The organism is Bartonella sp. AC158YNML (assembly GCF_042196725.1).
In the GTDB taxonomy this organism is placed as follows: Bacteria; Pseudomonadota; Alphaproteobacteria; order Rhizobiales; family Rhizobiaceae; genus Bartonella.
In genome coordinates this window covers 14,268-34,445 of sequence record NZ_JBHIQU010000014.1, presented here as the reverse complement: position 1 = coordinate 34,445, position 20,178 = coordinate 14,268, and the positions used below count along the sequence as shown (strand labels likewise).

Genomic DNA, 20,178 nt, shown 5'->3' with positions numbered 1-20,178 from the left:
GCTCCTCCTGCCCCTTGTTGATGGGCTAAATACAATTCCGCTTCACTAGGCGCTCTTCCCAAAAGGCGGCTTAAATGGTTGCGATTATCAAGGGTCAACCGCCCCATGGCATCTGCCGCTTGCATGGGGTCAAAACGATCCTGCAAACCATATTGTTTGGCTGTGCTGTCTATAAATTGATACAACCCACCCGCCGAAGAACGGGGATTCCTTGCATTCGGATCGCCGCCACTTTCCACTTGCGCAACACGGTATAAATAGCTTTCGGGCAAACCATATCGCGCTGCCGTCTGCCGTATCGCTTGATCAACTGAAGAACTATAACGAGGCATAGCTTATACATTCTCCTCTACTTCCACGTACTCAACATATTAAAATGCCTTGCTAATTCTTTTCCTTCGCCTCCAAACAAAGCAGCAGATAGTTTTTTGAACCACTCTTTCGTCGCATATCCCTTATGATGCGCATTTACCATGCGTTGAATCAGATCGACAATTTGAGCATTCTTAATCTGTCTTCCCCCTGTTAACAATTTGACAACATCCTTTTCAATCCGTTGACGCTCTCTAAACGCCGCCTCTTTGAAAGGAATCCAAGCAGCCTTCACCGCTACTTTTCCTGCTTGCATAGCTGCATCATGTTTACCCGTTGGCATATTGACGTTATGCGTAAAAGATATATCTTTATTCGCTATACGATTTGGTATCCTGTTATAAAAATCTGCATAATCAGCTTCTTTATTGACAACATTCTTAACCGTAGAAGCTTTATCGGCTCCATAAATCTTTGCAAATCGTTCATACAGATCATTCGTACCAAAAATATCTTTTGCCTTGGAAACTTGATCTCCTGTTTGACCCATGCCTTGTAAAAGTTCTGCTCTTGAGCCCTTTTTAAAGTATTCTTGTTGTGCCTTTGGTAATTCATCAAAGATTTTACTGAATTCATCCTTATTAATCGACTTACTAAGAATTTTGGAACCTTCATCCATGGCGTCTACACGTGCACTATATTGATGATACAATGCCCGTCCCTTCTTATATTCAGACGATATATCATCCATAAGCTCTAATAACTTTTTCTGGATGCCAACTAAACTGCGAACTTGGCTATTATCTCCTTGTCCCTTTTCGGTCCTTATCATTAAATCGACGACCTCCTTAGTCTTATGAAGAGCCCCCATGTTTGGTTTCTCCTTAAGGAGACTAAATTTTTGAGAAGAAAACGGACTAACGTTGTTGCCATCCGTAATAAACCGCTTTAGTCCTTCATCATAAGCCTGTTTGAAGTATGGACGCTTCATTAATTCATTAAGAGCACCATAATATTTTTCTCCTATCGGCGTTTTCTTGGCTATTTCGTAAAGAGTATGTGATTCTGCTTCTCTACTCGCGATAAGATCATCTTTTAAACCTGTAACATTTTGACGAGGAACAAAGTATTTATCAGCCGCCTGATGAATACGCTCCCCTCCTCCCAGCGCTCTCTGTTTAGCTCTCTTGGTTAAATCAAGATAAGCCCCTTGGTTTCTTTTCGCGATATCAAAAACAAGATCTTGTAAAAAAGGACTATGATCAGCTACGTAATCGGTAGAAACTGCTTTTTTAAAAGATTCTCCTAGCTCTTCAGACGCCTCCTTACCTAAATGTTTACTGATTGTTCTTAACGTATCTTTTGAAACACCTTCCTTATGAGAAGGAGAAAAAAGTCTTCGTATTCCGTTTACCGGATAACCAGCCAAATGACCTAAAGCACTTCCAACGACTGTCCCTCCCGCTCCTAAACCTGCCCCAACTGCTGTACTTGTAAGTGTATTCCCAAACCCTTCCCCTTCTCCTGCGCCATGTAATGCACCAGATGCTGCACCTACTTTAAGCAAATGAGGTAATGTTGTTTTGTTCGTGATGCCTAAAAACGGGCTTGCAAATCGACTTGGACCTGACTGACCAGCTTTTAAGAACAATTGACCTAACTTTGATCCTCCAAGACTATTTGTGAGTGTAGGCGCTACAAAGCGTGCTCCTGAGGCTAATAATCCTCCTCCTAAAGTCGCAAGTGAAGGGATTGCCGACCCTAAAGCATTTCCAGCAAACGAAGTCCAATAATGTTGATCACTCATCCTACGATAATAATCACGTATTCTATTGGCTTCTTTTTCATATTTTTCTATGGTTTTCTTATCTCCAGTCCAATATTTGATAAGCCCATTCAAAAAAGCACTTATTGCCAACTCATCATCAGAATCACGTCCTGCCGCTGTAATCCCCGCAATCTCATCATCTAAATTAAAACTCAAACCATGCTTTAAAGAATTCCAAAAGGCTTCACTTTCACTTATTTCAGGATGTTGGGGTGATGTTTCGTATTCATCTTCAGGGATACGACGTATAACCCTTATTCCAGGACCAAAATCTGGAAAATCTTGATGAGTATTATTATGATGGACCATTTATCTATCCCTAATAATTTCATACATATGGTTACCGTACTGTGCAGTTGCTTTATCCCCAATAGCAAGTTTTTTAATGTCTTCTCTGCTACTTATAGTTGGCAAATTTGCACTGCCTCCTTGTGACATCGACTGATTAGAAGAATATTGACTATCGTTTCCATTAACAGCATTGATCATATTTTCTTCTGTAGGATCAATATCACCTAGTAAAATACCTACTACTTCAGAATTAAGTTTTGATATAACAATTTTTATTATGTTCAAACGACGTTTAAACTGTTGTGCAGACATATCGAAACTTAAATCACCCAGAGACTGTTTTAACATTTCAATGTCTTTATCACTAACATTTCCAAGCCCTATCGTCCCTCTCGGCGAGAGCATTTTCATTTGATCTATACGATCAAGCGCTATTCGAGATTTTATTGATTGTATAATAAGTCGTGCATCTGATTGTTCTGACCCTGAAAGCACATAGCTAGCTGCCTTAGCCATATGACCTGTTGCATAATTTCCAAATTTATCGGCATATCCCTGCAAAAGATCGATATCGTCTATCAAGACTTTTCCATACGCTTTTTTACTTTCGCGCAAAGCAGCAGCACGTTTATTGTCCATATACGCTTTGCTTCCAGGGTGGTAAACTACTCTCTTTCCTGTTGGTGATGTTGGATCATCAATTAATGAACTTCCATCATTAAAGTCTTTGCTACCTGTATTTGTTAGCAATGCACTAAGCATTTGAGGATTCCTTGCCATGATAGCAGCTTCTTCATCACTGTAGCCTTTGGACTTTAGATACTCGACAGTCTGGTTAATCTGACTTCTTTGTTTATCTCCTTCATTAAGATGCTTCACACCACTTGCAAGCGCATCCCATCCAGAACCATCTGTGGCGGCCGCCGCCATACCTGCAAAAAGATCTTTGAGTTTCTGATACGCATCTGATTGAAAAAACTTATAAGTATTGGACTGTAAAAATTTCTCTGCATCTGTCAGTTCAGGAGTCGGTGTTGGGGAAGCGGGTGCTAATGGTTGCGTTTGTTCATTAACATGAGGTTTTAGTTCTTGTGGAGTACTCTCTAGTGCATTTGGCATGGGTGGATGTTGATCAAATCCAAGAGGCATTTCCGTTCTAGGAGCCGTATAGGGCATAAATGGTCCATATGGTTTCAGCATACTCTGTAAATAGGGGTTGTTTGGAGCATCTGCTTTCTCTGGTGTCATCATACTTTCAATGGCTGACCCCACACCCATAACTGCACTGGTTTTTGGATACTTTGCTACGAATTTCCCCACGGGGCTCTTTGTTATTAATTGTCCCAATCTATTCGCCCCTGTAACCGCTTTGGGAGCAATATATCTAAAAATATGAGGCGCAACTCTCGCTGCCATAAAAGCTGCCCCAGCTAATGGAAATAATAATGGAAATGCCATCACGCTATCCTTTTAAAATTATCGTTTAATGATTATACAGCTATTGTTTCTTATTCATGTGATCTAAAAAAAACTTGGATGCTCCTCCTGCCAACGCTGCTCCCATTGGACCACCTGCCATGTAACCAAAAGCCATTGGTGCCGCCTGAAGTGCCAGAGAACCTATTGTCCCTACATTTTTCCATGGGCTATTCCCTTGTATCATCGAAGCTGTATTATTATTCGTTGTCGTGCCGTAATTTCTTGCAAAGCCGTGACCTGCGTTCATAAGCATATTCAACCTATTCCAGCCGCTATTGTCTTGCTCCAGCCAACGTTCACGATTGGCATCAATAACTCTCTGATTGTAGGCATCAAGTACACCTCCCCCCTGTATAGCATTGGAATAGGCATTCCCATAACCCTGTAAGAAGTTATTTGAAGCTCCTAACTGATTTTGATTGGCTTGGTCTATCATGGCATTAGCTTGCATCATGCGATCCGCATCACGATTATACTGGTCTGCTGTAGCACTTGTAGACAAAGCACCAAGTTCATTTGCCAATACACCCGTATGTGCACCAGAACCATAACGACCCGCACCGGCAAAAGAGCTGTTAATCGTATCTCTGACGCGGTCTAAGCTATTTTGAAGCGCAGCATTAAAAGACGGATTCTGTCCAACCATATCACCAGAAGCCACTCTTCCAAGATTGCTTGCTGCCGACGTTGGATTATAGATTGTATTCATCAAAGAGCGATTGTGATAATGCTGAGGAATACTTCCAAGACCACCAATTCCATAGCGTGTTTGAGCACTTAACGGGGCAACACGCGGTCCCCCATACACATCGTATATTATAAAAAAACACAATAAAGTCAATATCTTGTATGCAATTATTTTATATGAATCCACTTAAGAATCCATCCTTTTATACGTGATTCATTTGACCATTTTTTATATAAGATCGCCATGCATGAATAGACCATAAAAAGAAAATCATGATGTAAGTATTATAACGCATGTAAACGTTCAAATGAAATGAAAAGCAGATATCATTCATAACAGTTATAAATTTTATGATACGTTTTTATCACAGCAGAAATCGCATACGTTTAAAGATCCCATCTTGTTTTAAAGATTGGATTGTTAATCACATGATAAAAACATAAAATTATAGTTCTCAAAATTAGAAGCGTAAAATAGAGAGCTGTCATAACAGCATCATCATAACAGCGAACATTTTAAAGATTGCATAAAAGGATTAAGGACAAGATCGCTTTTAAAATGCTGTCTAAAAGTTTAGAAAACGATAAAGAGGTATTTTATATCTTATGAAGTCAAAAGCCTTTTAATGAATAGATTGCAGGCTAGTTTTTAAGAACGGAACTATTCGCTTCCACAAAAAAATGGAGGCAAATAATGCCATGGCAGTAGAATTACTATCTACTTTAGATTTGGTACTAAAAACGTTTTAAAAGTTATAGTTTAAAAATTCGAAACCAAATAGGATCCCCTCAAATTTGAGAGCATCTATTTTAGACAAAGATAAGCAAGTAAAATTCAAAACCATTGTAACATCATAAAGCATGAGATTTTTCTAAATTTTTAGAACAAAGCTATAATGTTAAAGAATGCTCTATTCTAAAGTTAACGCCTCCAAAATTGGATTGGTTGATTTTACTAGCCAAATATAGAGCGATTAATTTGCAAAGAAGTTCTATTTAAAGATACTTATGAAAGCCTTTCTAAATACGTTTAAACGTTTGAAACTGATGTTTATAACAGTTTTTATAGCCTTGCGTTTGATAAAAGCGCTTGTTTATTGTCTTATGAGAGATTGTTTTGAAAACCAACGCTCGTAAATGTAAAAAGAACGTTTTTATAAGACATTCATTTAAGATGCATTTTTATCATGGGCTTTGTTTTCAATGAATCTCTTTAAGTTAAAGACGTTATGATTAATACGTTTGAGAACAACAAAAAGCGTTTATAGGCTTTTTCATTCAAATGAGTGAGTAAAAATCATACGCATTATTTACATTCCGTTTGATAAGTTTTCATATCTCAATAGAGCGCTTGCAATATAATACGTTTTGTATATATGCATTCATTACTCCATTGTGGATGATTATTTTTCTATCATTATAATCGTTATTTGAAAGCCGCGTCATATCACTTGACACGGCTTTCTTTTATGAATGCTCTCTTTTATGATGGGTTTATAACCATAAAGAAGGCACTCCCATGCTTGTTATTTATGCTATTTATCAATCTTAACAACGTTATCGCTTTCATAAACCTCATAATTTTGAGCAACTGATTTTACATTGCTTTGTTTATCTATTTTTGCTTTTCCATAGGCACGACCATAGACTTTTACAGAACCAGAGATTTTTGCATTCCCATAAACAGAGCCATAAATCGCAGCGCGCCCACTCACAAGAGCAGAGCCGTAAACCTTGCCATAAATCTTTGCAAAGCCTTTGATAGCAGCCTGTCCATAAATTTTTGCACTGTTGTAAATACAAGCAGAGCCAGAAACCTTTGAACGACCATAGATCCTTGCATGATCATACACAAAAACATCATGAGAAACGCGCGCATGTTGATAAATATGGGAATTGCTATAAACGCGGGCGTGATCACAGACATGCGCCTTGCCATAGATATTGCCAGCCACATGAGCACTTCCATAAACACAAGCATGATCATAAACTTTAGCATATTGAGTGATTAAAGCCTTTCCATAGACCTCAGCATTACCATAGCCCCGCCCCCCGCACATGAGACAAATGACGTACTTTAGCATGATCAGAAACATGAGCATAGCCATAGACACAAGCCTCATCATAGACCCAGCAATTGCCATAATGAGATAAGTTCCCTTCATTTTCGATATAGCCACCTAAATCGCCAGCCTTGACATCATCAAAATTTATTAAAGCCCGAATGCGATAAAGAGTTTGATTATTAAATACACGCGTTTCATTTGTGAGTGCAAACTTTTTTTGCATAGCACAATTCCTTTATAAATAGATTTGAATTTTAGAATGAAATGTTTAAAGAGGGGCGCCTCCGCCGCGCCCGCGCGTCATTTACACAGTTGTAAAAACAATATCACCAGTGATAACGGGTTCTTTATAATTGCCACCAATTTTGGTATCACCACCAATCTCAGTATAGCCAATTACCTTGGCATTACCATAAATGCGAGCATCATCATAAACCTCGGCATTATCAGAAATTAAAGCATTATTGGAAACCCAAGCGCCACCATAAACCTTGCCATAAACCTTGGCATTGTCATAAACGCAGCCCCTATCATAAACATGGGCATAACCAGTCACTATAGCATTCCCATAAACCTTGGCTTCGCTATTGACCATAGCAGCGCCACAAACATGGGCATTATCGCGAACCCTAACATTATCAAAAACTATAGCATTTTCATAAACATGGGCATTATCGTAAACACGAGCATCACTATAAACCATGGCATTGTCACCAACCCAACAATCACCATTATGAGTTAAATTTGCAACCTTATGTATAAAGCCGCCTAAATCACCAGCTTTTATATTAGCAAAATCCCTTAAAGCCAGAATGCGATAAAGAGTATAATCACCAACCTCTATTGTCTCTCCTGTAAATTCATATTTTTTTGCAGGCTCTTGTTGATTAGCAAGCGCGGTTTCATTTGCAATATTAGAGATAATGGGGGTGTTGTTTGAATTTGTCATAATTAAAACCTATCTGTTTAAAAGTTTGTTATTGACAGCCCATAAGGGCTGCCGGGCGCTAACAAACACGGCAGATAGTCCGTTGCTATGCTTTTCCCTCGCGAAGGGTATTGTATAACATAGCTACACCCGACAAAATCATCATATATGCTAACAAAAGCATAAAAGATAATCAGTTTTTATAACAGGATTAGGTTTATCGTAACCTATTCGCTATCTGTTTTAGTGTTTGTTAATCACTTCAGTATTTATATAACAAAATACGTATTTATTGTCAAATAATATTTTATCTTTTTTTGATATTTTTTTTGTATTTTTTAAATACGTTGTGTATTGATAATATCTTATGCCTATTAATTGCTTCTTTTATATTTATGTGCTTTTAAAGCTATATTACGGGCTTTGTGAAACGATTGCGTATTTTCTGAATCTATACATTTATAATATTTAGAAACGCTCTCATAATGCGTATTTTAAACTTTATAACCCATCAATTTTTTCACTAAATGAATTTAAAATTTTTTGTGAATTTGTTTATAACGCATTTATCATTTGAACTTTCTTAATAGGCACCGCGCTCTTATAACCAATGCATTAATTTGCATTTTTGCTTTATTCAAACAAAGCTACTGTTTTTACGCATTCTTTATAACTGTTATATGCTTTATAGCCATGGCATCATTTTTCATTTTCATAAGAGAAACGATAAATAAGATATAGGATAATTGTAATTTATAGACTGTTATGAAAACACTTATGAAAACATCTAAAGAGAGATTGATAATTATAGAGATTAGAAAAATCCCTTTTAATAGATCGTGTCAGTGCTGTCAGTTCCTTTTAGACCCTCTATTATTTTTTTAATGAGTAAAAATTAAAAATATTATCTTTCAATAGGTTAATGATTTAAAAAAACAATCTATATTACATATAACATGTAAATACAATCTGTAGTATACGTTTAAGAGGGTTTTGAGAGTTTTAGGAACCTTCAAAACCTATAAGCAAAATGAATACCCTCTTTAAACAAAGCTTTTGAAAACAATAAAGCTATCATTTTAGATTACGGTATAACCTCTTAAAGGCAATCCAAAAGAAGCGTATTCACTTTAAGAGTGGGTTTCTTAAAAGTCTTAAAGCAATCCCAATAAGAGTGTTTAAAAGTACAAAGCCTTATTTTTAGAATAACGCATATTAGGATTGTATCTAATCAACTTAACAAAAGAGGTATAGATTATGGTTATAAGCTCTATACCCCTTATGCGTTTATCATACCCATTACGTGAGCATGCTTTATAAGTTATTCAGTTTCTCTTAGTTCTAATTTTGGTAGGTTCTTAACAATTTTCATTGTTTCTAAACTTACGGTAATAACCCTTTGAAACAACTCTAGAGGGTAGGCAGGGTTGCCAATGGTTTCAACAGCATAGCGATTAGCATCATTAACAATGCCACTCTTTTTATCAGTCTTAACACATTGACGCCCCATAACCCATTCAAGAGCGGGCTTGCCATTGACGATATACTCATAAGCTTCAAGAGGGATATCTGTTATTGTGATATTGCTATTATAAATAACCGTTGATTTATCCTTTTCCTTACTATTCTTAATTTTTGCGAATTTCATTTCAGTTACATAATAGAATTTTTCGGGATTAGAGATGTCAGTTAATTTTGGATTACCCTTTTTAAAGGTCACTGGATAAGGCTCTACATCTTCATAATTCACGTGTAAATGACCGAGTTCACGCCCTGCTGTTACAAATTTCCAAAAATCATCAGCTGTCTTTACGCAAGGAATGCGAGGCAATTCTTTAGAGAGGTTATCAGCATAACGAGCACGGTAATCTTCCGAATGAAGTAAACCGTAAACATAATAGAATAGATCATCTTTAGTAATTTTTTCATTAAGATACGCAGCTTTAAAATGTGCTAACCCTTCATCCGTAATGCCATCACACTTCTGTAAATCAGCTGTTTTGCTGTCTTCTGTAGAATTCGCAAATAAATGGGATTGTTTTTCATTTTTGTCTCGTGAAATCGGAGCATCTTCATAGAAATATCGTGGAAAGCATTGACTAGCATTCATCACACCTAAATCAGGCAAATTCTTAGTCATAAGTGCAGAAAAGCCAACCATTGCTCCTATACCTGTAACTTGTATGATTTTATTTTCAACCGCTTTCTCCATTGGGAATATACGCGGCGTTTGGTAAACTCTCTCATTGAAGGTACGATTATAATAAAGCCACTGTCGTGTAAAAGGGCGATATAAACTTTGCGTAAGGCATGCATCTTCGAATTTAAGAATTTTTCCTCTTACCAATTCTTGTTTAACATTATGGCTCCAGCTAATCTTGCTCTCATCTGCATTGATGAAATTGTTTACAGTATTTGCACGTATTTTATGATCAGAATGTGGATAGGCATCATTAAAACGTTCTACTTCGCTATTATAGAAAGTAATCATATTATACATATTATTTTCTAAAATCTTATAGCTTGAGTTATATGCCCAAGCATCACGATTGGTTTTTAGACCACAGGAATAAATTTTAAAGAGCTTTTTATCATGCCCTTTTTTAACACCTATAGCTAAAAATTTTTTAAAACTGTCATCACGTTGTTTTATCCAATCCCCATGTTTATCCGGTGTAATTATTTGCCAACCTTGTTTACTCCGTGTAATACCATCAATGCTCCCAAGAGACGCTATTATTGTAAGTTTTTTTTCTCTTGTGAGGTAATCGCCAATATCACGAAAATATATCTTGCCATGCTGTTGTGAGTTTGGATTTTTTACGAGAATAGTGATAGCAATAGGAGCTCGAGAGCCTTCACCAAAAATTCCACCACTTTCTTTCTTCCGTTGTTCTCCAGAAGTCCGAGCATTCCCTCGTAAATGGAAAATATAAAGGCTCGAAAACTCCTCAACGAGGCATTTTCGTAAGCTATCCATGGAGCTTCCATTGATAAAACTTGCATTTGTGACAAATCCGATTACCCCAGCATTACTAATACGGTCACTTGCCCAACGAATGGCACGGATATAGCTGTCATAAAGTGCTCGTATATTCGTTACTTTCGATTGAACAGCATAAGTTTTACGGATACGTTCATCTAATATTGGATAAGGGGTGTTCTTTGCATTATCGTTCTCGCTTTTTTGCCCAACGGAATAAGGAGGATTACCAAAGATAACTTCAATATTTAGTTTCTTTTGAAGTTCTAAATATGCACTGTTTTCCTCTAGTAAACCTTTCATCAGATCTTGCTTTTCAAGCATCCTGAATGTATCGGTTAAACCAATATGTTTGAAAGGAATATACTTACCTTTCATGATACTATGATAAGTCGATTCAATGTTAATGGCTGCTATGTAATAAGCCAGTAAAACAATCTCATTGGCATGGATATCATGACGGAACTTATATTCCATATCCTCTGGTTTTATGAGATTTGATTGTAAAAGCCTTGTGATAAAGGTACCCGTTCCAGTGAAAGGGTCAAGAATAGAGACATCCCGTGACCCCAAGCTTTTTCCAAACTCATTACGCAACACATCATCAACAGAATGAATGATAAAATCGACAACCTCAACGGGGGTATAAACAATGCCAAGCCTATCCGTTGTCTTCTTAAAAGCTTTGGTAAAAAAATCTTCGTAAAGTTTGATAATAAGATTTTGTCTTGCCTGTGGTTCTGTAATGCCAGAGGCACGGAACTTTACGCTGTCATAAAACTCTTGTAATTCTTTGGATTCTTCCTCAATATTGGTTTTATCGAGTTCTGTTAAGATTTTTTCCATTGCTTGCGAAATGGCATTGTTTTGCACAAATTCATTGCCCTCAAACAAGGCTTCAAACACAGGACGCGTCACAAGATGTTGCGCTAACATCTCAATCGCTTCTTCTTGCTTTATCTCACTGTTTAAGTTGTTTTTTAATTCCTTATAAAACGCATTAAAGGCATGAAAGGCTTCACTGTTTTCATCAGAAAGCATAGTTTGAAGGCGTGTGATATGGTTTTGTGCAATCTCAGCAACATTGCCAGCCCAAATGCCCCAATAATCACTCATAGTAGATTTTTTAACAATTAGTGTTTTGAGAGCATTGGGAAACTCAACAAAAAAGGGTAATCTTCCTGTTACGCTATGACTATGTTGCGGTTCATGAGCTTGTGTTCCAATACGAAGTCCGGATTTTTCTGATTTTTCGTGGAGCGGGATTTCGTCAATAACCGTGGTGACATTCTCTAATTCAGTCTTTTTAGAAACTGTAACAATGTCGATGATAGAGCTTACGTCTTGCCCTAAGACCATCTGGTTAAGGGTTTTACTAAAATTCTCATCATGGGCAAGCAAAGCATTGAGAACTTGCCAGACAACACTGTATCTCTTATTGTTTTTTAATGCCTCTTCTGGTGAAACACCAGCAGGAACACCAACCGGCAAAATGATATAGCCCATCTTTTTGCCTTTTGCACGACGCATCACACGTCCTACCGCCTGTATCACATCCACTTGGCTTTTACGCGGGTGTAAAAACATAACCGCATCAAGGGAAGGAACATCAACACCTTCTGAAAGGCATCTTACATTGGTTAATATACGGCAGACATTCTCACCCGCATCTTCTTTTAACCAATCAAGTTTTATCGTACGGTTTTTGGCACCAGATTTTCCATTAATATGGTCTGCTTGACAGTTAAGAAGGGGAATATTTTTATGGTTTTCATGAAGATTACGTAAATCTTTCTTAACTTCTTCATTGTTGAATGTTCTACATATGCGTTCAGAAGTATCAATATCTCTACAAAAAGCCAAAGCCCGATGCATGGGTCTTGTATCATCCCCAAGATCAATTTTCAGATCCATTTTGGTAAGAGCTTGATAACAACCCATGATCTTTGTTCTATCATCAAGAATAAGTTCATAATTCTTATCTGTCATCAGATGCTGGATAGATTTACTCACTTCTCCTTCATCAACACCTAAAACGATAATCTTGTAAGGCGTTAAAAGTCCATTTTTTACAGCATGGGAGAAACTATAAGAATAAAGGATTTTTCCATAAAGCTCTTCATCATCCATAGAAGCCAGAACAGCATCAATCTCATTAGCTTGTTTTTTGGCATTATCACTAAAGATACGAGGTGTTGCTGTCATATACAGACGTTTCTTGCCCCGAATAAGGCTATTATTATGAACCTTGATAAACTCAGATTCACTCTTGTCTGTTCCTAACACAGCTCCAGTGGTACGGTGTGCTTCATCACAAATGATCAGATCAAATTCGGGTAAATCATACTTTTTTTGCGCATCCGAAATCACTTGTATCGAATGGTAGGTAGCAAAGACCACTGTCATGGCATCAGGAGAAACCTTATTGGCTTTTTCTCCAAGCTTTTGAGAATCTGTTGTTGCTGGTAGAGCGAGATCCGAGACATCGAGTTCGGCAGCATCATCTTGGGCTTTACGACGCTTGCCAACTTGTGTATCAGAACACACCGCAAAGGAACGCAAGGGTATTGCTGTATCTGCTGTCCATTCTCTTATTGTTTGTGACATTAAAGAAAGAGAGGGGACAAGGAATAAAACATGTTTACCTTGACCAGCAAGAGCTTCTGCTATCTTCAGACTGGTAAAGGTCTTTCCCGTTCCACACGCCATAATCAGCTTGCCGCGGTCTGCTTCTTGTAAACCGTCACAAACAGCTTTAAGCGCTTCTTGTTGATGATCTAAAAGCTTTTTCGGTTCTTTTTTCTTAAGAGTAGCTTCCCCTTTGCTTTCAAAGGTTGACCAATCTATTTGACTGTTTTCCAGATCAAAAAGATTAATCCGTTGAATGCGGACTCCTTGTCCTTCACAGGTGAGATCGGCATTGTTACTCCAATTACCTTCGGTGCTATCAACCAGAATACGGCGTGTGAAGATCTTTTTTCCCGAGGCAGCAATAAAGCTATCAATATCTTCTTTCTTGATCTGATGATTTGCACTATAAAACTTACATTGAATAGCGGCATATCCTTCTTCATCACGAATTTTAGCAACCAGATCAATGCCAATATCACGCCCATCTTCTCCATGCTCTTTTGCCCATTCACAATAGGTTTGAACCTTTTCGTATTCTTGGCATTGTAGAGGGTCTTGCGTCAAATAAGCAATTACAAACTTTTCAAAAGAAGTTCCTCTATCGCGCGCACTTTCTGTATGATCACGGTAGGATTGTAACAGAGAGCGTAATGTCAGTGGTTTGTTATGAGATTGAAGCATTTATAATAAAACCCCACCGCTTTATAAGCGTTGATCTATCGGTGTCAAAAAACTTTAAATAGAATCTGCTAGATCTATTTAAAACAAATAGCAATAATAAAATAAAAAAAGGGTGCTAAAGACCCACAACCTGCTTAAAAAGAAATTTTATTAAACGCTACTTATCCACAGCCTATGACATGAGGTAAAATCAGCAAAATAGTGAAATTTGCTGTTCGTTTCACGTATTCATCAAGACAAATGAACTATGTACATTAAAATATCAGAATGAGTATTTTGATAAGTTTTATGAGTCACTAAAATAATCTAGTTTGTTAGTTCAATTTACAGACACAAACTGACAAATATATATTATTGATTGAATTTAAGGTTGTATTGTCGATATAGGTTGTATTGTTAAAATACTAACATATTGAAATATAATGTTTTTAATTTTTTCTCATTTAAAAAAAATAATATAGGAGCTAGAATGAACTGACAAGACTGACAAAACTCTTCTGATAAGGTCACTCAGATCATTTGCTTTTGGAAAAAAGTTCCTTGATGAGAATGCCATAAAAAGAGTTTTGCGTGGTTGTCTTAAGACTTCAAAAGAGATTTCTTTATTGTTTTATGCTGTTGTTTTTAACCAAAGGATGCCATTCATACCGTCTATCAGGACGCCGACCTAATTCATTCCCCTCTATAGGAAATTCACGAATATAGTTACAACGACATAAAAGCTCTAAAGCTTGCTTAACGGCTCCATTGTCTTTTTAAGACCTCCAACACCGTCTATAGATATCTCTTGCCGTAAAACATCAGGTAAAAGATCACAGCGCTCTACAATTAATTTTGCACGCTCTGCTGTTAATGTATCATTCGCCGCATAAAGACGTTTTGCATGGCTTAACAGATATTTTTCCCAACGCAAGGCTGTTGTAATGGCGTAGAGTCCAATTTCAAAACGACCACTATCAAGAAGTTCAAAAATCAACGCAAGGCTTGCTATGGTCTTTGGTATTTTTAAAAGATGCGATTGTAAGCTTTCAGAAAGGTTATTCTCTTTAGCTTTTTTTAAAATCTTTTGCATCCACTCACGAAAGATCTCTTGAGCATCAGCAGAAAAACGCATGACAAGCGGGTGTTCAGGAGAACCAAGGGGTTTATATCATAATGAGAACGTATTAAGCTAAGAGGAGATGCCAAATTCTCAAAGGAGAAGTGCAATGCACCTTTACGAGTTTTTTGGACTTCATGATTTTTTGTACAACATTATGCCCCCCAAGATTATGTGCCCTTAAGCAGCTACAGTCGTTGATACTATATCCTCAGCAAGCATTTGTTCATCTTGCACATATATTTTTAGTATTTTTAATAAAATTTTTTGGAAGATTTCTTGGTACGGCACGCGATACATCAGTGCTAACGTTCTCTTAAAAAACACACAGATAATTAATCAGCTTCAAAAAACAACCTTACCAATGAAGTACTAGCTAGAGGGTTGCATGCACAACGCAATAATGGCACACTAATTCCCACAAGCGTGCTTCACATATCGTACGCGTAGCCTGTACAGAGTCTACCGCTCCTAAATACTCAGACGTAATGCTACTGGATCGTACAGTGACCGCAGTTGCACCCTTAAACACCGGTTCCTACCATATCATAATGCTTGACAAAAGCATCATGCCATCATAGCAACCGCTTTGCGTAGGGGTTCCACAACATAGTTCTACAAATTGTTGACGCATTGCCAAGCTAACAGTTTTCTTGCCCACCTACGCCAATGAGACCATCACTATCCTCTTTTTGAATCCTAAAACAAAATGATTTCCCATGAGCGATAAACCATCTGCTCAAAGTCCAGATAGCTCAAACTCATAGCATTCTAAACCTTTAGGCTCGCTCTTCCCCCAAGGGGCATAGTCAGATATATCACTTCCCTCACCTATTCACGCGCTGGGATAAAAAAATCTGAAACTACGAGGCAACGCTGCATTTGTATGCAGCGTTGTTGTTAGGAATAAGCTTCTATTGAGATAGTTCTAATGGGAAGCACCCACAGCTAATGGTATAGGGATTAATTTGGATTCTTTCGAAATGCTATATATAAATTTAATGTGCCGCCCCACAACACACCACCAGTAAACCCACTTAAAAGACCAAAAAGAAGGTTAAAATCAAATGCATATTTCAAATCAGGTACAACCTTGAGAAAAACAATCAATGTGAATTTGATGACAAAAGCGATAAGAATAAATGTCAGCGTCAACGGCGTACCAGGCAGAATAATGAAATCCGTTCCCTCTTTGATTTTTAAACGCGCAGTAGCACGCCAGAGCAACCATCCAACGCCAAAGCCGATCATCAGCCCTGTCAACATTGAGACTGCTCCCCAGCGCGGGAAGGCCAGCTGGTTAATCACATCGCTTGCGCCCAAAAAAAGAAAGACTAACGGCAAGAGAAAAAGGCGGTAAACCTTCGTTTCCCTATCTTTCAATGCGATTATTCCCCTCGCGATGAGAAAAATAAGCAAAATCCAAGCCCATAAAGGGGTTCCGGTCAGAATGTTAAACAATGACATATTATGCTCCATGATGTTTGATGCGATAAAAATATTGCATGATGTTAGGAAGATATTTAGAAAAAAGAATACCAGCACAAATTAAACCCATAGTGATTAACCAAATCTGGGGGGTCCATGTAAAAAAAGCCACTAGAAGACCATTGGCAAAAAAGATGATTACCCAAATACATGTAATATATTTATTGATGAGATAAAATAGGATATGTTTGCGTTTTTCTTCAGAAACACTAGCACTGGCATAAAAAATGGTAAAGGGTTTCTTTACCAGCAAGCTAATCAATGAAACCAGAGCAAGTGACAGATAGCAAAAAACTGTGGGGTAGTTCAGTAAAAGTGTAGACCATCCAGCGAAATAATTAACAAACAGGACAATAAATGTCAGAATGTTAGTAATCATCACGGGTTCTCCCTGTCGGATAATTTTAATATTCACAGCAATAATGAACAATAAAATCACAGTTAAGATGAGAGAGCGTTCGACCAGAGTTAAAACGTTTCCATTGATAACCCAGGAGTAAATACTCCACGGAATAAAAGAGATTATTATGTTAAACATGGTGCATCCTCCTTTTTATATTTGATAGAAAACTTACCGCAAGTGCTTCGTTTTTTAGTTTCCGTATGAATATAAAAAACGCCACCCGGTTCACACTCTGTATCCTGTTTAATGGTCAACTGATAGGTATCTCCCGGATAAACTGCTTCAATGAACTTTACTTTTTTCAGCGCAACAGATGCGATATTTTTCGTCCTATCCTGCGTAGCTAAAGCCAGAACCATCTCAATCAATAGTGAACCAGGACATACGGCGCGGGAGGGGAAATGTTCCTCAAAAAGCGGGTGATGCGCATTAAAGGAAAAAGTACAAGAATCTCCGGTTATGGAGGAAATCTTACATAAATCGCCTAGTAATGGAAGAGCGACTTTCTGAGAACACGAGCCAAGGAAGTAGACTTTACTGACCATGATGATTGCCTGCGCAACAACGGCCTTTCCATTGTCATATGTGCTAGCCTTACAGTGAATACGGTAGGCCTCATTAATGCGTTCAATATGTCCTTCAACGCATAATCGATCGCTATCAAAATGGGTGGTAGAGAAAAACTGTTCAACCATAACAGGGAGATAGCGATAAGTGAGATCCGAGTTTTTAGCCACCATGGTGGCGAATCGAACTGAAAACTGATGCAAGGCTTCGAGTAACAAGCCCTGTTTCAAATAGTTATGGGCTAACTCCCAGTGAGAAATATCGATTTGCCCGCAAGCACGCATCGGTGTGGTTAAGGTGATACTCTGACATATACCCAAGAAATTTGGCTCGGTGTGATGCTTTATAGTCATAATTGGGAGACCTTTTTATATTTTTCTCTTACATCCTTTGATGATAAACCGAAGGAATGAGCGCTAAACCGCGCTTGATAGTGCGCGAGAAGTATCGGCATACGACAAACGAAAAAAGCCAACAATCCCAACTCAGGAGAAGCCCGATGTTTGCTCATGATGCTTGCAATTAGAAAATCGACATTGGGTTGCAGTCCTGTATTGTCCGAAATAGAGCGCACAAGCGAACTGAAGGGGCACATAGGCACCTGAAAACGTGAAAAAAAGAAATAAACCCGGACATCCCATTGCATAATCGGGTGACCAAACCTTGGCCAGAGTTTGTCTTTGCAACAATGCGTTACTGCCGCCTTAAGATTCCCGGCTTCAATCTCATGGAGGATACCAGAAAGTCGCATGGTAGCATATTTGCAGGCTCCCATATGCCCGGGGACAATGGCACAAAACCCACCGATTAGTGCAGAAATGACGTCGCTCTTGATACTGGCAATAAATCTTACCATGGTGGTTGTGGGTGTCACAATACCAAACCCGCCCAGCAGTAGAGACATGCACCCGCAAAGCATATCAATATCCCAGTCGGAAGAAGCTTCCTTGCTAGTTAATCTTAACCAAAAAGCAAGCTCAAAGGTATTGCAATTTTCGATCGCCGGCAAATCGGAAAACTGTTGGGAAGAGCACGCCAATGCAATAATCCATGGCATCAGCAAGATAATTTTAAGACAACCACCGTCGCTTACGAGAGCCATGACCTTACCCTGAGCCGCCGAAACCTCAACTTGCGATAATAACATCATAAATCGCTGCGTTAAACTCAAAGATGGCAATACATTGATCAGTTGATGCATCGCTTGCAGTTTGGCTGTAGGATCCGTCTTTTGCAGTTCGGCGTTAGTATTCTGAATCAGCAGATCCATCTGTTCTTCATTAAAAAGGTTGCCGGTCAGTACAAACCATGCGTTCTGCAAATAACGGTTTTCATCGGCAATATCAATCAAATTACATCCACGAATAAACAATGCGTTATTATCTAAATCATAATTATCAATAACATCATCTGACATGATTTACTCCTGCTGCTCCGGTGACACGCTATAAAACCTGATGTTGACACTTATCGTATGCGAATTCCCTGATACAATTTCATTACACAAATTATCAAGTTGCATTACAGAACTCCCTTGCGTCATAAACTAGCAGGCATTTCCCTCTGGATGAGAAAAGCAAATCGCTATATTCGACGAGGGTGAGATTAATACGCCCGCGCTTTTTCATATAGGCTTCATAAATATCCGGTAAATGATAGATTTCCTCAGTTAGTTCGGACAAATCAAGGTCGTGAAATACTTCGCAGCAGATTTTAATATCCATAATCTCTTGTCTATCCGCGGATAAAGACAATACAATTTGAACAATTACATCGGGCAACCGTCGATTAATAATTTTGAATATTTTTTCATGGCTAATCAAATTTCCCATGAAATTAAAATCAATAGCATTGCGTTTAATACCTTCAAAATAGAGGTCACCATTTTCAACGGATAATGTGCCTATATCGCCCACGGAATATCTGATAAGTTTGCGCGAGGCATCGGGATCCAGTGATGTCACTAGCAGCCCTCTCTTATCTTCATATTCAAAGAAGAAATCATCGCTGAAGAGCTGGTACCGATTAAGCCGCCCTTCGGCGGACATACCAATGAAACCGCACTCCGACAAACCATATAAACCAATTATCCGCAGATCGGCGCCCAGCATCTCGCGCAGATAGTTTTCATGCACGCTCAGCATCGATTCACCGGTAAAGACCACTTTTTTAATTGCCAATGGAACCCCAAGGCTGAGCATGGCTTCAACGAACTGAACGATGGTGCTGGGCACACCAAACAGTACCGAGAGCCGTATTTCAGCCAGAAACTCGAAATGACTCTTCAGCAGCAGAGCAATATCGCCAACCGGCACAACATGTGCACGGCAATTTTTTAAAATTTCACACGCCAAGTAGTGTAAAGATGAAAAAAGATTAATCGTAAACAGGTTGCCAACAATATCCCCTGGGGAAAAAACCTGCCGCGCGCGCAGGTTACGAATTAAATTGCGCTCTGATGAGCTGATCCCTTCCTTACAGAATTTTAAACGAACGTTGGCCATTTTCATCGCCCCAGTGATGCCGCTTGTAGCACTAATCAGCATTGGTAAGTATTCACCCGCAGTGTCCACTTGAGTCAAAGAACCACTATCACCAGTGGTCGAATAAACGCGTGTACTTATCCTAACCGAATCGCGGAAAGCAATGTAATCGAGTGCATGGCAGCCAGTTATTGCCGTTATACGTGGTTGCATTTTTGCATACATTTCAGCACAGAAATAATCCATGATAAC

General features: G+C 38.4%; 10 protein-coding genes and 3 pseudogenes. All 13 read right to left on the bottom strand.

Features of this window, described 5'->3' with window-relative positions; genetic code table 11:
- Nucleotides 1–332 (bottom strand): transglycosylase SLT domain-containing protein (locus tag ACFIM1_RS07530; protein WP_375694563.1); only part of this gene is annotated, 332 nt, incomplete at its 3' end.
- 17 nt (nucleotides 333–349) lie between these two features.
- Nucleotides 350–2,449 carry a hypothetical protein gene (locus ACFIM1_RS07525; protein WP_375694561.1) on the bottom strand — a complete coding sequence of 700 codons (2,100 nt, stop codon included), beginning with the start codon at nucleotides 2,447–2,449 and terminating at the stop codon, nucleotides 350–352.
- Entirely contained in the window at nucleotides 2,450–3,889 is a 1,440-nt protein-coding gene (locus ACFIM1_RS07520; RefSeq protein WP_375694559.1) for a hypothetical protein, read from the bottom strand.
- Nucleotides 3,890–3,929: 40 nt separating this feature from the next.
- A pseudogene (locus ACFIM1_RS07515) lies at nucleotides 3,930–4,721 on the bottom strand (hypothetical protein); the annotation flags it as partial.
- A 1,411-nt stretch (nucleotides 4,722–6,132) separates the two neighbouring features.
- A pseudogene (locus tag ACFIM1_RS07510) lies at nucleotides 6,133–6,886 on the bottom strand (hypothetical protein).
- 81 nt (nucleotides 6,887–6,967) lie between these two features.
- A complete protein-coding gene (locus ACFIM1_RS07505) occupies nucleotides 6,968–7,612 on the bottom strand; it encodes a hypothetical protein (RefSeq protein WP_375609628.1) in 645 nt (214 codons plus the stop codon).
- A 1,300-nt stretch (nucleotides 7,613–8,912) separates the two neighbouring features.
- Nucleotides 8,913–13,886, bottom strand: coding sequence for a DEAD/DEAH box helicase (locus ACFIM1_RS07500; protein ID WP_375609629.1), 4,974 nt, complete (start codon nucleotides 13,884–13,886; stop codon nucleotides 8,913–8,915).
- Between the two features lie 602 nt (nucleotides 13,887–14,488).
- Nucleotides 14,489–15,033: pseudogene (locus ACFIM1_RS07495) on the bottom strand (DUF3987 domain-containing protein); the annotation flags it as partial.
- Between the two features lie 915 nt (nucleotides 15,034–15,948).
- Nucleotides 15,949–16,452, bottom strand: a complete 504-nt coding sequence (locus ACFIM1_RS07490) for a hypothetical protein (RefSeq protein ID WP_375609630.1) — start codon at nucleotides 16,450–16,452, stop codon at nucleotides 15,949–15,951.
- A 1-nt stretch (nucleotide 16,453) separates the two neighbouring features.
- Nucleotides 16,454–17,011, bottom strand: coding sequence for a hypothetical protein (locus ACFIM1_RS07485; protein WP_375609631.1), 558 nt, complete (start codon nucleotides 17,009–17,011; stop codon nucleotides 16,454–16,456).
- Nucleotides 16,999–17,616: a hypothetical protein gene (locus ACFIM1_RS07480; protein WP_375609632.1), complete on the bottom strand. Its 618-nt coding sequence runs from the start codon at nucleotides 17,614–17,616 to the stop codon at nucleotides 16,999–17,001. Before ACFIM1_RS07480 ends, ACFIM1_RS07485 begins: the two co-directional genes overlap by 13 nt.
- A 176-nt stretch (nucleotides 17,617–17,792) precedes the next feature.
- Nucleotides 17,793–18,860, bottom strand: coding sequence for a citrate/2-methylcitrate synthase (locus ACFIM1_RS07475; RefSeq protein ID WP_375609633.1), 1,068 nt, complete (start codon nucleotides 18,858–18,860; stop codon nucleotides 17,793–17,795).
- A 94-nt stretch (nucleotides 18,861–18,954) separates the two neighbouring features.
- Nucleotides 18,955–20,172: a hypothetical protein gene (locus ACFIM1_RS07470; protein ID WP_375609634.1), complete on the bottom strand. Its 1,218-nt coding sequence runs from the start codon at nucleotides 20,170–20,172 to the stop codon at nucleotides 18,955–18,957.
- Between the last annotated feature and the right edge of the window lie 6 nt (nucleotides 20,173–20,178).